This window comes from Allobosea sp., from assembly GCF_035999205.1.
Lineage (GTDB): Bacteria > Pseudomonadota > Alphaproteobacteria > Rhizobiales > Beijerinckiaceae > Allobosea.
This window is the reverse complement of record NZ_DASYHA010000024.1, coordinates 424,215-437,225: the sequence shown is the minus strand read 5'-3', so window position 1 is coordinate 437,225 and position 13,011 is coordinate 424,215. Positions and strand designations below refer to the sequence as shown.

The window sequence follows — 13,011 nt, the reverse complement described above, 5'->3', positions numbered from 1 at the left end:
CCAGAAAGCGGCTCCCGCCAAGGTCGAGCCAGCCGAGCACAAGAGGAAACGCCATGTCCATCGTCGCCAATTTCGATCTCGTGAAGGGCAAGCTTGCTCGCATCAAGGGGCGCAAGATCGAGGCACCCGAATTCAAGGCCCCGTTCGTCAAGCGCCCGACCGGCCGCAGTCTCGATTCCTTCCTCGGTTGGCGCCGCGAGAACGGTCGGGTCGGCGTGCGCAACCACGTCCTGCTGCTGCCGCTCGATGATCTCTCGAACGCCGCCTGCGAGGCCGTCGCCAACAACATCAAGGGCACGCTCGCGATCCCGCATGCCTATGGCCGCCTCCAGTTCGGCGAGGATCTGGAGGTGCATTTCCGCACCCTGATCGGCACCGGCTCGAACCCGAACGTCGCCGCCGTCATCGTCATCGGCATCGAGGATGGCTGGACCAAGCGCGTCGTCGACGGCATCGCCAAGACCGGCAAGCCGGTCGTCGGCTTCGGCATCGAGGGGCATGGCGACATCGCGACCATCGCCAAGGCCTCCTATGTCGCCAAGGAGTTTGTCCAGTGGGCGACCGAGCTTCAGCGTGTGAAATGCGGCATCGAGGAGCTCTGGGTCTCCACGAAATGCGGTGAGTCCGACACCACCACCGGCCTGTCGTCCTGCCCGACCGTCGGCAACATGTATGACAAGTGGATCCCGCGCGGCGTCTACGGCGTCTTCGGCGAGACCTCCGAGATCACGGGTGCCGAGCATCTCTGCAAGGCGCGCGCGGCGACGCCGGAGGTCGGCGAGCGCTGGTACAAGATGTGGAAGGCCTATCAGGACGATGTCATCGAGGCCCACAAGACCGACGACCTCTCGGATTCGCAGCCGACCAAGGGCAACATCGCCGGCGGCCTGACCACGATCGAGGAAAAGGCGCTCGGCAATCTCGAGAAGATCGGCCGCGAGTGCAAGTTCATCGACATCCTGGAGCCGGCCGAGGCGCCGTCGAAGGGGCCGGGCCTGTACTACATGGACACGTCCTCGGCCGCGGCTGAATGCGTCACCCTGATGGCGGCCGGCGGCTACGTCGTCCACACCTTCCCGACCGGCCAGGGCAACGTCATCGGCAACCCGATCGTTCCGGTGATCAAGATCACCGGCAACCCGAAGACGATGCGCACCATGCCTGAGCATATCGACGTCGACGTCTCCGGCATCCTGCGCCGCGACATGACGATCCCGCAGGCCGGCGACGCGCTGATCGAGAACATCGTGCGTACCGCGAATGGCCGACTCACGGCAGCCGAGGCTCTGGGCCATCGCGAGTTCTCGATGACCAAGCTATACCGCTCGGCCTGAGCCGGGCGCGGCCAGCGAAAGCGCACCGGCAGCGGAAGGATGTGACACGGCATGGCCGCACGCGTGATCTTGCGGGTTCCGGATCGGCAGCTGCTCGGCGCCTATGAGGCGGCGCTGCGCGGCGGCTGGTCGCCGAACACCACGCGTGACGTCGCACCCGAGCAGCTTGCCGCGATCGCGAGGGATCCGGATGCGTTCATCGCCGGCCTGCTTGGCCGTGGCGGACGCATCCGCCTCAATGACGGCAGCGAGGTCGACAAGATCCCGGACCGGACGCGCTGGATCTTCGCGCCGGACCGGCCTGGCGGGCCCTTCGTCGGATCGATCAATCTGCGCTGGCTCGAGGAGCCGGAGGGCAGGCCGATCGAGGTACTGCCGCCGCATGTGCTCGGCCATGTCGGCTACAGCATCCTGCCGGCCTTCGCCGGAAACGGCTATGCCACGGCCGCGCTCGCCGCGATGATCGGCGAGGCGCGCGCCATCGGCCTTCCGCGAATCGTCGTCACCTGCGATGCCGGAAACCACGCCTCTCGCCGCGTGATCGAGCGAAATGGCGGACAGCTTCGCGAGACCTTCACCGCGCCGATCTACAGCCCCGGACCGCGCTTGCGCTTCAGCATCGAAACGACGCCATGACCGACATCGCCGCATCCCGCAAGGCGGGCGCGCTCAGCCCCCTGCTGCCCGGCCTCCTGCTCTCCGGCGCGGTCGCGCTCGCGGCCTATGTCGCGGAGCCCCTGCTGAAATCTGCCGCCGGAGGCCGCTTCGGCATTCCCGCCGTGGTGATCGCGCTGATCATCGGCATGCTGCTGCACCCTTTCGCCAACGCGCCGCGCTTCCAGCCGGGCATGGTCTTCTGCGTCAAGAAGATGCTGCGCTGGGCGATCGCGCTGCTCGGCCTGCGCGTCGCGCTCGGCGACATCCTGGCCCTCGGCCTCACCACCGCGCTGCTCGTCATCGTTGCGATGGCGGCGACGATCCTCTCCGGCTTCCTGCTCGCGCGCTGGTTGGGCCGGGAGACCGGCATGGGTGCTTTGGGTGGCGTCGCGACCGCCGTCTGCGGCGCCTCCGCCGCGCTCGCGACCGCGACCGTGGTGCCCGACTATAAGAACAAGGCCGCCGACGTCGCCTTCACCGTGATCGCCATGAACGCGCTCTCGACGCTGGCAATGCTGGCCTATCCGCTGATCTGCGCCTGGCTCGGCTTCTCGCCCTCGCAGACCGGAATCATGCTCGGCGCCACCATCCATGACGTGGCGCAGGTCGTCGGCGCCGGCCAGTCGGTCTCGGTCGAGGCCGCCAACGCCGCGATCATCGTCAAGCTCTTCCGCGTCTTCCTGCTGCTGCCGGCCGTGCTGATCGTCGGCTGGTGGCTGGTGCATGACGACGCGAAGCGCGCCGGCCATGTCACCGACAAGGCCAAGGTGCCGGTGCCGGTCTTCGCCATCATGTTCCTCGTGCTCTGCCTGGTGAACAGCGTGCTGGCGACGCAGCCGGCGCTGGCCGGACTCTATGGTCCGATCCGCAACCTGCTGCTGGCGGTCTCGGGGTGGGGGCTGCTCATCGCCATCGCGGCACTGGGCCTGGGCACCTCGCTCGGTGCCATGGCCCGGCTCGGCTGGCGTCACATGGTGCTGGTCACCGGCACGAGCCTCGTCATCCTCGTCATCGTGACCGGCAGCCTGATCGCATTGGGCTGATCATCAAAAGCTGAAAAGGCGCATCCATGACCGACATCGTCATCACCGAGTTCATGGACGACGCGGCCGTCGCCGCGCTGAGCGCCCGCTACAAGGTCCATCATGACCCGGAGCTCTTCGGCAAGCCGGAGGAGCTGGCAAAGCTGGTGGCGGACATCCCGGCCCTGATCGTGCGCAACCAGACGCAGGTGAGGGGGGATGTGCTCGCTGCCGCGAAGAAGCTGAAGGTCGTCGGCCGCCTCGGCGTCGGCCTCGACAACATCGACATGGATGTCTGCTCGGAGCGAGGCATCAAGGTCTTTCCGGCGACGGGCGCCAACAGCCTCTCCGTGGTCGAATATGTCATCGGCAGCGCCATGATGCTGCTGCGTGGCGCCTATTTCGCCAATGCCGCGATGGTGGCGGGCGAGTTCCCGAAGACGAAGCTGATCGGCCGCGAGATCGCCGGCAAGCGCCTCGGCCTCGTCGGCTTCGGCGCCATCGCCCGGGACGCCGCTGCCCATGGCCGCCTGCTCGGCATGACCACGGTCGCCTATGACCCTTACGTGCCCGCGGACGACAAGGCCTGGGCCGCGACCGAGCGTCTCGATCTCGACGCTGTGCTCTCGACCTCCGACGTCATCAGCATCCACCTGCCGCTGACCCCCGAGACCAAGGGCCTGATCGGCAAGGACGCCTTCGCCCGGATGAAGCCTGACGCGATCCTGATCAACGCGGCGCGGGGCGGGATCATGGACGAGGCGGCGCTGGTCGCGGCCCTCAAGGGCGGCACGCTCGGCGGCGCGGCGGTCGACGTCTTCGCCGAGGAGCCCTTGCGTGTCGCCGGCAAGCTCTTCGCCGATGTGCCGAACCTCATCCTGACGCCGCATATCGCCGGCAACACGGTCGAGTCGAACGGCCGCGTCTCCGGGCTGGTGGCCGAGCGCGTCATGGCAGCGCTGGAGGGAAGGGCGTGACCCGGCTCTCCTTCGCGCAGGCCGAGGCCCGGCTGACTGAGATCTTTTCGGAGGCAGGTGCTTCGCCGGCCAATGCGGCCTCCGTCGCGTGGGCGCTCGTCATGGCCGAGGCCGACGGCCTCAAGGGCCACGGCCTGTCGCGGGTGCCGACCTATCTCGCCATGCTCAAGGCCGGCAAGATCGACGGGCAGGTCGTGCCCAAGGCGACGCGGCCGAAGCCCGGCGTGCTGGCGATCGATGCCGGCCACGGTTTCGCCTATCCGGCAATCGACCTCGCCGTGGCCGAGCTGCCCGAGCTTGCCCGCCAACAAGGCGTCGTCGCTGCTCCGATCCGCCGCTCCAGCCATTGCGGCGCGGCCGGCCTCCATGTCGAGCGCCTGGCTGAACAGGGCCTCGTCGCCATGCTCTTCGCCAATACGCCCGGCGCGATCGCGCCCTGGGGCGGCTCGAAGCCGGTCTTCGGCACCAACCCGATCGCCTTCGCCGCCCCACTGGCCGGTCGCGAGCCGGTCGTCATCGACATGGCCCTTTCCAAGGTCGCGCGCGGCCCGATCGTCGCCGCGAAGCAGAAGGGCGAGGCGATCCCCGAGGGCTGGGCGCTCGACGTGCACGGCAAGCCGACGACGGACGCAGCCGCGGCCCTCGCCGGCACGATGGTCCCGCTCGGCGACGCCAAGGGCGCCACGCTCGCGATGATGGTCGAGATCCTGGCAGCGGCTCTGGTCGGCGCGCATTTCGGCTTCCAGGCGTCCTCCTTCATCGACGCCGTCGGTGGTCCGCCCGACACCGGCCAGCTCATCCTCGTAATCGATCCACACGCGATGGGCGGCAACTGGTTCGACGAGCGCATGCGCGCGCTCACCCACGCCATCGAGGAGCAGGAGGGCACCCGCCTGCCGGGCATGAGACGCTTGAATCTGCGTGCCAAGGCGAAGGCGGAAGGCATTGATATGCCAGCGGAATTGCTGGCGGGCTGATTTCCTGGCGAAGCACGCCGTCATCTCGGGTCTTCACTACGCTCCGCCCGAGAAGACGGCGACGAAGCGCTTCCCTTCACACGAAGTCGAACGCATCGACATCGACCAGCCCCTTGTCGGTGATCTTGAGATGCGGGATCACCGGCAGGGTCAGGAAGGCCACTTGTAGGAAGGGCTCGGCCAGCACGACGCCAAGTGCCTTCGCGGCCGCCCGCAGCGCCTCCAGATCGTGCCGCACCGTTTCGAAGGGCTGGTCGCTCATCAGTCCGGCGACCGGCAGTGCCAGCTCCGCCGTCACCTTGCCCTCGTTGGCAACTGCAAAGCCGCCGCCGATCTCGACAAGCCGGTTGGCTGCCGCCGCCATCGAGGCCTCGTCGACACCGACGACGCAGAGATTGTGGCTGTCATGGCCGACGGAGGAGGCGATCGCGCCCCGCTTCATGCCGAAGCCATGGACGAAGCCGGTCGCGATGCCGCCGGAGCGGCCGTGCCGCTCGATCACCGTGACCTTGACGGCGTCCTGGTCCAGATCGGGCAGGGCCTCGGCATCGCGTGAGGGCAGCGTCATGCTCAGCCGCTCCGTGATAATCCGCCCGGGCACCACGCCGATGACCGGCGTTTCGCCCTCCCGCGCCGTTGCCTTGAAGTCATCGGGCGTCAATGCCCGGCTCTTCACGCTGCCGAGCCCGACAGGCTTGACCGGCGTCTGGCCGGCGAACAGCGCGGGCTCGACGAGCCTTCCGGCCGCGAAGACCTGCCTGACCGAGCAGGCGGCGAGGTCGGCGACGAGTACGATATCGGCGCGCCTGCCCGGCCCGATGAAGCCGCGGTCGAACAAGCCGAAGTTCCGCGCCGCCGAAAGCGAGGCGATGCGATAGGTCGCAAGCACATCCGCGCCATGGGCTATTGCCGTGCGGATCATGTAGTCGAGGTGGCCTTCTTCGGCGATATCCAGCGGATTCCGGTCGTCGGTGCAGAAGGCAAGGAAGGGCGAGGCATCGCGCGAGATCAGCGGAATCAGCGCATGCAGGTCCTTCGAGACCGAACCCTCGCGGATCAGGATCGCCATGCCCTTGGCCAGCTTCTCGCGGGCTTCGTCGGCCGTCGTCGTCTCGTGGTCCGTCCTGATGCCGGCGGCGAGATAGGCGTTGAGATCCGTGCCGCGGACGAGCGGCGCGTGGCCGTCGATATGCCGGTGCGAGAACGCTTCCAGCTTGGCGAGGCAGCCGGCATCGCGATGGATTACGCCGGGGAAGTTCATGAATTCGGCCAGCCCGATCACCTTGGGATGGTCCATCATCGGCGTGAGGTCGGCGGCATCAAGGCGGGCGCCTGCCGTTTCCAGATGCGTCGCCGGCACGCAGCTCGACAGGTTGACGCGCAGATCCATCCGCATCGCCTCGGCGCATTCGAGAAAATAGCGGATGCCCTCGGCGCCCAGCACATTGGCGATCTCATGCGGGTCGCAGATCGCAGTCGTGACGCCATGGGGCAGGACGCAGCGCTCGAATTCAAGCGGCGTCACGAGCGAGGATTCGACGTGGAGATGGGTGTCGATGAAGCCGGGCACCGCGATCAGCCCGCTGGCGTCGAATTCGGCCCGCCCCTGATATTGGCCATGGGTGCCGACGATGGTGTCGCCGCAGATCGCGATATCGGTGGCGACCAGGGCACCCGTGACGAGATCGAGCAGCTTCGCGCCCTTGATGACCAGATCGGCCGGCTCGTCGCCACGTCCCTGGGCGATCCGGCGGGCGAGAGTAGCGGCTGTGGTCATGGGGGCGGTCCGTCGAGTTGCGTTTCCGCCAACCTGCATCCGCGTGATGGTATTGTCGACTTGGTCGGTGGGACGGATCGGCCTAGACAGAGACCGCGATTTCGAGAGCCTGGAGCCTTCGCATGAAACTCACCTGGTACGGCCATTCGGCCTTCCGCGCCGAGATCGACGGCGCCGTCATCCTGATCGACCCCTTCTTTTCGGGGAATCCGGCCTTCGAGGGCGACGTCGCAACGATTTCACAGAGCGTGAGCCATATCGTCGTCACGCATGGCCATGGCGACCATGTCGGCGACACGCTCGCGATCGCTGAAGCGACCGGAGCGACGGTGATCACCAATTACGATCTCGCCATGCACCTGGCCTCGAACGGGTTGAAGAACTTCCAGCCGATGAACACTGGCGGCACCGTCGATCTCGGTCCGTTCAGCGTGACCCTGGTCCGCGCCGATCACTCGGCCGGCATGGGCGAGGGTGGCGTCAACGTGCCGGTCGGCAATGCCAATGGCGCGATCATCAAGGCGAAGGGCGAGAAGGCGCTCTGGCACATGGGCGACACCGACATCTTCTCGGACATGGCGCTGCTCAGCGAGATCCACGGCGTCGAGGCCTGCATCTGCCCGGTCGGCGACCGCTTCACCATGGGCGGCAAGGTCGCCGCGCTGGCGATGACCCGCTTCGTCAAGCCGAAGGTCGCGATTCCCTGCCACTACGGCACGTTTCCGATCATCGACCAGAACGCCGACGCCTTTGTCGCCGGGCTGAAGGGCAGCGGCATCGAGGCGGTCGTGCCGAAGAAGGGTGAGGCTTTCACGGTCTGAGATCGACGGCGGCGCGGCTTCGCCGCTTGTCCTGGATGCACCACGGGGCAAGTAGGCGCTTACTTACTTTGCCGCGTCTGCTATAGCGCGGCGAACCGTTTCCGGCGCCGTCGTGCGCCACTGTCTCAGGAGTCCGCCATGTCGGTCGATCTCGCCACCGTCAAACGCGTCGCGCATCTGGCGCGCATCGCCGTGCCGGAGGCCGATCTGCCCAAGTTGCAAGGCGAGCTCAACGCCATCCTCGGCTTCGTCGAGCAGCTGAACGAGGTCGATGTCTCCGGCGTCGAGCCGCTGACCTCAGTTACGCCGATGGCGATGAAGCAGCGAGAGGACGTCGTGAACGACGGCGAGATCGCCGACGCGATCGTCGCCAACGCCCCGGCTTCCGAGGACAATTATTTCATGGTGCCTAAAGTCATCGAATAGTGCGCGCCACCGCGCCCCTCCCGTCATTGCGAGCGAAGCGAAGCAATCCAGGAGGCGTTGAGCGCGACGGCCCCTGGATTGCTTCGTCGCTGCGCTCCTAGCAGCGACGTTCCGTCGACAGATTTCATTCGGATACCGCCCGTGACCGATCTTACCCGCCTGACCCTCACCGAAGCCCGCGATGGGCTGAAGGCCAAGACCTTCTCCGCGACGGAGCTGACCACGGCGCATATTGCCGCCGTCGAGAAGGCCCGCGCCCTCAACGCCTATGTGCTGGAAACTCCCGAGCATGCGCTGAAGCAGGCCGCCGCCTCCGATGCGAGGCTGGCCAAGGGCGAGGCCGGCCCGCTGGAAGGCCTGCCGCTCGGCATCAAGGATCTGTTCGCGACCGAAGGTGTCCGCACCACCGCCTGCTCGAACATCCTCGGGAATTTCGTACCGGCCTATGAATCGACCGTCACCGCCCAGCTCTGGCGGGATGGCGCCGTGATGCTTGGCAAGCTCAACAATGACGAGTTCGCCATGGGGTCGTCGAACGAGACTTCGGCCTTCGGCAACGTCGTCAATCCCTGGCGCCGCAAAGGCTCCAACGTGGGACTGGGCTCCAATGTCGGTGCGGGGCAGGCTGGTGCCGTCGAGGGCAACCATCTCGTGCCGGGCGGTTCGTCGGGCGGTTCGGCCTCGGCCGTCGCTGCCGATCTCTGCTTGGCTGCGACTGCGACCGATACCGGCGGCTCGATCCGCCAGCCCGCCGCCTTCACCGGTACGGTCGGCATCAAGCCCACCTATGGTCGCTGCTCGCGCTGGGGCACGGTGGCCTTCGCCTCGTCGCTCGACCAGGCGGGGCCGATCGCCAAGACGGTGCGGGACGCGGCGGTGATGCTGCGCTCGATGTCCGGCCATGATCCGAGGGATACGACCTCCGTCGACATGGCCGTGCCGGATTACGAGAAGGCCGTCGGTCGCTCGGTCAAGGGCATGAAGATCGGCATTCCGAAGGAGTACCGCCTCGATGGCCTCAACCCCGAGATCGACGCGCTCTGGCAGAAGGGTATCGACTGGCTGAAGGCTGCCGGCGCCGAGATCGTCGAGATCTCGCTGCCGCATACGAAATACGCTCTGCCTGCCTATTACATCGTCGCCCCGGCCGAGGCCTCGTCCAACCTCGCCCGCTATGACGGCGTCCGCTACGGCCTGCGCGAGCAGGGCAGGGACATCGTCGAGATGTACGAGAAGACCCGCGCAGCGGGCTTCGGCGCCGAGGTCAAGCGCCGCATCATGATCGGCACCTATGTGCTCTCGGCCGGCTACTACGACGCCTATTACGTCCGCGCCCAGAAGGTCCGCACCCTGATCAAGCGCGATTTCGACGAGGCCTATGCGGCTGGCATCGATGCAGTGCTGACCCCCGCGACGCCGTCCGCGGCGTTCGGCATAGGCGAGAAGGGCTCGGCCGATCCGGTCGAGATGTATCTCAACGACGTCTTCACGGTGACGGTGAACATGGCCGGCCTGCCTGGCATCGCGGTTCCCGCCGGGCTCGACGCGCAGGGCCTGCCGCTCGGCCTGCAGCTCATCGGCCGGCCCTTCGACGAGGAGACGCTGTTCTCGCTCGGTCAGGCGATCGAGGACGCCGCCGGGCGCTTCCCGGTCTCCGAGCGCTGGTGGGGCTGACCGGCGCTTCACGCCGTCGCTCTGACAAAGCAAAAGGGCCGCGCGAGCGGCCCTTTTCTTTTTGACCTAGGCCCGGGGCAGGGTGGCTGCGCGAAGCCGCCACCCGAGCGTCCGGTCAATGAGCCGCGGTCGGCTCCTGCGCGGCCTGCGCTGCCTTGCGCCGCTTCCCGCCAAGGTCGGCGAGCCAGCGCACCATCACGTAGAAGACCGGCGTGAAGATCAGTCCGAAGAAGGTGACGCCCACCATGCCGGAGAACACCGCGATCCCCATCGCCTGCCGCATCTCGGCACCGGCTCCGACCGAGATCGTCAGCGGGAGCACGCCGAGGATGAAGGCGAGCGAGGTCATCAGAATCGGGCGCAACCGGGTGCGGGCGGCGGCGATCGCGGCCTCGCGCCGGTTCATGCCTTCGTCCTCGGCCTGCTTGGCAAATTCAACGATCAGGATCGCATTCTTCGCCGCAAGGCCGACGAGCACGACGAGGCCGATATCGACCAGGATGTTGCGGTCGAGTCCCTGATAGTTCACGCCGATCATTGCCGCCAGGATACACATCGGCACGATCAGGATGACTGCCAGCGGCAGCATCCAGCTTTCGTAGAGCGCCGCCAGCAGCAGGAAGACGAAGACCACGGCGAGGCCAAAGGCGATGATCGCGGTATTCCCCGCAAGTTTCTCCTGCAGCGCGATCTCGGTCCATTCGAAGCCGAAGCCTGCCGGCAGCCGCTCGGCCGCGATCTTCTCGACCGCCGCGATGCCCTGTCCCGTCGAGAAGCCGCGCGCCATCGAGAGCTGCACCTCGGCTGCCGGGAAAAGGTTGTAGCGCGGCACGCGATAGGCGCCGGTCGTATTGGAGAACGACGCGACCGAGCCGATCGGCACCATCTCGCCATCGGCGTTGCGAGTCTTGAGATTGGCGACGTCGCGCAGGTCGAGGCGGAAGGGATTGTCGGCCTGTGCCGTCACCCGATAGGTCCGCCCGAGCAGGTTGAAGTCGTTGATATAGGCCGAGCCCATATAGACGGACAGCGTCTCGAAGACCCGCGTGATCGGCACGCCCAGCATTTCCGCCTTCGTGCGGTCGATATCGGCGAAGACCTGCGGCGTCTTGGTCGAGAACAGCGTGAAGGGCTGCTGGATGCCCGGTACCTGGGCCGCCGAACCCGCCACGACCCAGGTCGCGCCTTCGAGCGCGGCGAGGCCCCGCCCGGAGCGATCCTGGACATAGCCCTTCAGACCGCCGCCAGTGCCGATGCCGGGCACCGCCGGCGGCTCGATCACCAGAGCGAAAGCCTCGCTGATCGAGAACATCTGCCGGCGCAGGTCGCCGAGGATGCCCTGCGTCGTCAGCCCCTCCTTCTGGCGCTCGGCGAAGGGCTTCAGGCTGACGAAGACGACGCCCGTGTTCGGGGCGATGGTGAAGGTCGCGCCGTCGAGGCCCGCGAAGGCGATGGCATGCGCGACGCCCGGGCGCGACAGCAGGAGGTCGGAGGCCTTGCGGATCACCTCGTCGGTGCGCGGCAGCGACGCGCCCGGCGGAAGCTGGAAGGCGGCGATGAAATAGCCGCGGTCGAGCTGCGGCACGAGGCCTGTCGGTGTCGCGGTCAGCCGGTGCGCGGTCAGCGCGATCAGCCCAGCATAGGCGACGAGCAGGATCACCGCGAAGCGGATCAGCCGCGACGTCACGGCGCCGTAGCTGCGCGAGAGCCAGTCGAAGGCTTTGTTGAAGTAGTGGAAGAAGCCGCGGACCGGCGCGCCCAGCGCGTAGAGAAAGCCCTTCTTCTTGCCTTCGTCATGGCCATGCGGCTTGAGCAGCAGGGCCGCCAGAGCCGGTGACAAGGTCAGCGAGACGAAGCAGGAGATCGCCGTCGAGGCCGCGATGGTGACAGCGAATTGCTGGTAGAACGTGCCCTGCAGGCCGCTGATGAAGGCGGTCGGGATGAACACGGCGCAGAGCACCAGCGCGATGGCGAGCAGCGCGCCGCCGACCTCGTCCATCGTCTTGTGTGCAGCCTCCTTCGCCGACAGCCCCTGGGCCAGATAGCGTTCGACGTTCTCGACGACGACGATCGCGTCGTCGACGACGATGCCGATGGCGAGCACCAACGCCAGCAGCGAGATCGTGTTGAACGAGATGCCGACAGCCGACATCACGAGGAAGGTGCCGACCAGCGAGACCGGGATCGCGATGATCGGGATGATCGCCGCCCGCCAGGTCTGCAGGAACAGGATCACCACGATCACGACGAGCGCGACCGCCTCGATCAGGGTCTGGACGACCGCCTTGACCGATTCCGCGATGAACTCCGTCGGGTTGTAGATGATGCGGTGCTCGAGCCCAGCAGGGAACTCGCGCGACATCGCATCCATGGTCTTGATCAGGGCATCCGCAGTGGCGAGCGCGTTCGAGCCCGGCCGCTGGAAGATGCCGATGGCGACGGCGTTCTGGTTATCGAGATAGGCGTTGGTGGTGTAGTCCTGCGAGCCGAGCTCGACGCGGGCGATGTCGCGGATGCGGATCGTGCCGCCATTGGCGTCCGAGCGCACGACGATGTTCTCGAACTCGGCGATGTCGGTCAGGCGCCCGAGCGTGTTGACGGAAAGCTGGAAGGCCCCGTCCGACTTCGCCGGCGGCTGGTTGATCGCGCCAGCCGCGACCTGCACGTTCGCGGCCCGCAACGCCGCGACCACATCGCCGGCGGTTAGGTTGCGCGAGGCGACCTTCGCGGGGTCGAGCCAGACACGCATCGAGAAGTCGCGCGCGCCGAAGACCTGCACGTTGCCGACGCCGTCGATGCGGGTCAGCACGTCCTTGACGTTGAGTGTGGCATAGTTCGAGACGTACTGCGCGTCGCGCGAGCCGTCTGGCGAGATCATGTTGATGACCATCATCAGATCGGGCGAGGCCTTGCGCGTCTGGATGCCGAGCGCGCGCACGTCCTGCGGCAGCCGGGGCTCGGCGGCCGAGACGCGGTTCTGCACCAGCACCTGAGCCTGGTCGATGTCGACGCCGGACTTGAACACGACGTTGATCGTCACCCGCCCGTCGCCGGTCGACTGCGAGGTGATGTAGAGCATGTCGTCGACGCCGTTCACCTCCTGCTCGATCGGGGTCGCGACGGTGGCTGCGACGACCTCGGCCGAGGCGCCGGGATAGGTGGCCGTGATCGATACGGTCGGTGGCGCGATCTCGGGATATTCGGCGATCGGCAGGCCGCGCTGGGCGATGGCGCCGGCGATCGTCAGCAGCACCGAGAGCACGGTGGCGAAGATCGGCCGGTCGATGAAGAAATGGGCGAAGCGGAACATGAAGAGTGTCCTGGCCTGACGTCAGGGCGGACGGCG

Annotated in this window: 10 protein-coding genes; 8 read left to right on the top strand and 2 right to left on the bottom strand. The window is 67.0% G+C overall.

Going from position 1 to position 13,011, the window contains the following annotated elements; translation table 11 throughout:
• Window positions 1–53: 53 nt before the first annotated feature.
• Genes VGN82_RS14820 through VGN82_RS14800 form a run of 5 tightly spaced genes read left to right on the top strand, consistent with a single transcriptional unit; the run spans window position 54 to window position 4,967 of the window.
• The gene (locus tag VGN82_RS14820) at window positions 54–1,334 is read left to right on the top strand and encodes a UxaA family hydrolase (RefSeq protein WP_327527784.1); all 1,281 of its coding nucleotides are present in this window, start codon (window positions 54–56) and stop codon (window positions 1,332–1,334) included.
• A 51-nt stretch (window positions 1,335–1,385) separates the two neighbouring features.
• Window positions 1,386–1,970, top strand: a complete 585-nt coding sequence (locus VGN82_RS14815; protein ID WP_327527783.1) for a GNAT family N-acetyltransferase — start codon at window positions 1,386–1,388, stop codon at window positions 1,968–1,970.
• Window positions 1,967–3,034 (top strand): YeiH family protein, encoded by a 1,068-nt coding sequence (locus VGN82_RS14810; protein WP_327527782.1) that lies wholly within the window; start codon window positions 1,967–1,969, stop codon window positions 3,032–3,034. Before VGN82_RS14815 ends, VGN82_RS14810 begins: the two co-directional genes overlap by 4 nt.
• A 26-nt stretch (window positions 3,035–3,060) precedes the next feature.
• Window positions 3,061–3,990: a hydroxyacid dehydrogenase gene (locus VGN82_RS14805; RefSeq protein ID WP_327527781.1), complete on the top strand. Its 930-nt coding sequence runs from the start codon at window positions 3,061–3,063 to the stop codon at window positions 3,988–3,990.
• Window positions 3,987–4,967 (top strand): Ldh family oxidoreductase, encoded by a 981-nt coding sequence (locus VGN82_RS14800; RefSeq protein ID WP_327527780.1) that lies wholly within the window; start codon window positions 3,987–3,989, stop codon window positions 4,965–4,967. The genes VGN82_RS14805 and VGN82_RS14800 overlap by 4 nt, the downstream gene beginning before the upstream one ends.
• A gap of 76 nt (window positions 4,968–5,043) precedes the next feature.
• On the opposite strand, the gene ade is transcribed toward VGN82_RS14800, so the two are convergent.
• The gene (gene ade / locus VGN82_RS14795) at window positions 5,044–6,744 is read right to left on the bottom strand and encodes an adenine deaminase (protein ID WP_327527779.1); all 1,701 of its coding nucleotides are present in this window, start codon (window positions 6,742–6,744) and stop codon (window positions 5,044–5,046) included.
• A gap of 122 nt (window positions 6,745–6,866) precedes the next feature.
• Between ade and VGN82_RS14790 the strand changes: the two genes are divergently transcribed.
• The 3 genes from VGN82_RS14790 (at window position 6,867) to gatA (ending at window position 9,665) form a co-directional block, all read left to right on the top strand.
• A complete protein-coding gene (locus tag VGN82_RS14790; RefSeq protein WP_327527778.1) occupies window positions 6,867–7,565 on the top strand; it encodes a metal-dependent hydrolase in 699 nt (232 codons plus the stop codon).
• 138 nt (window positions 7,566–7,703) lie between these two features.
• Window positions 7,704–7,991: an Asp-tRNA(Asn)/Glu-tRNA(Gln) amidotransferase subunit GatC gene (gatC, locus tag VGN82_RS14785; protein WP_327527777.1), complete on the top strand. Its 288-nt coding sequence runs from the start codon at window positions 7,704–7,706 to the stop codon at window positions 7,989–7,991.
• 141 nt (window positions 7,992–8,132) lie between these two features.
• A complete protein-coding gene (gene gatA, locus VGN82_RS14780; RefSeq protein ID WP_327527776.1) occupies window positions 8,133–9,665 on the top strand; it encodes an Asp-tRNA(Asn)/Glu-tRNA(Gln) amidotransferase subunit GatA in 1,533 nt (510 codons plus the stop codon).
• A 115-nt stretch (window positions 9,666–9,780) separates the two neighbouring features.
• On the opposite strand, the gene VGN82_RS14775 is transcribed toward gatA, so the two are convergent.
• Entirely contained in the window at window positions 9,781–12,975 is a 3,195-nt protein-coding gene (locus tag VGN82_RS14775; RefSeq protein WP_327527775.1) for an efflux RND transporter permease subunit, read from the bottom strand.
• Window positions 12,976–13,011: the final 36 nt, after the last annotated feature.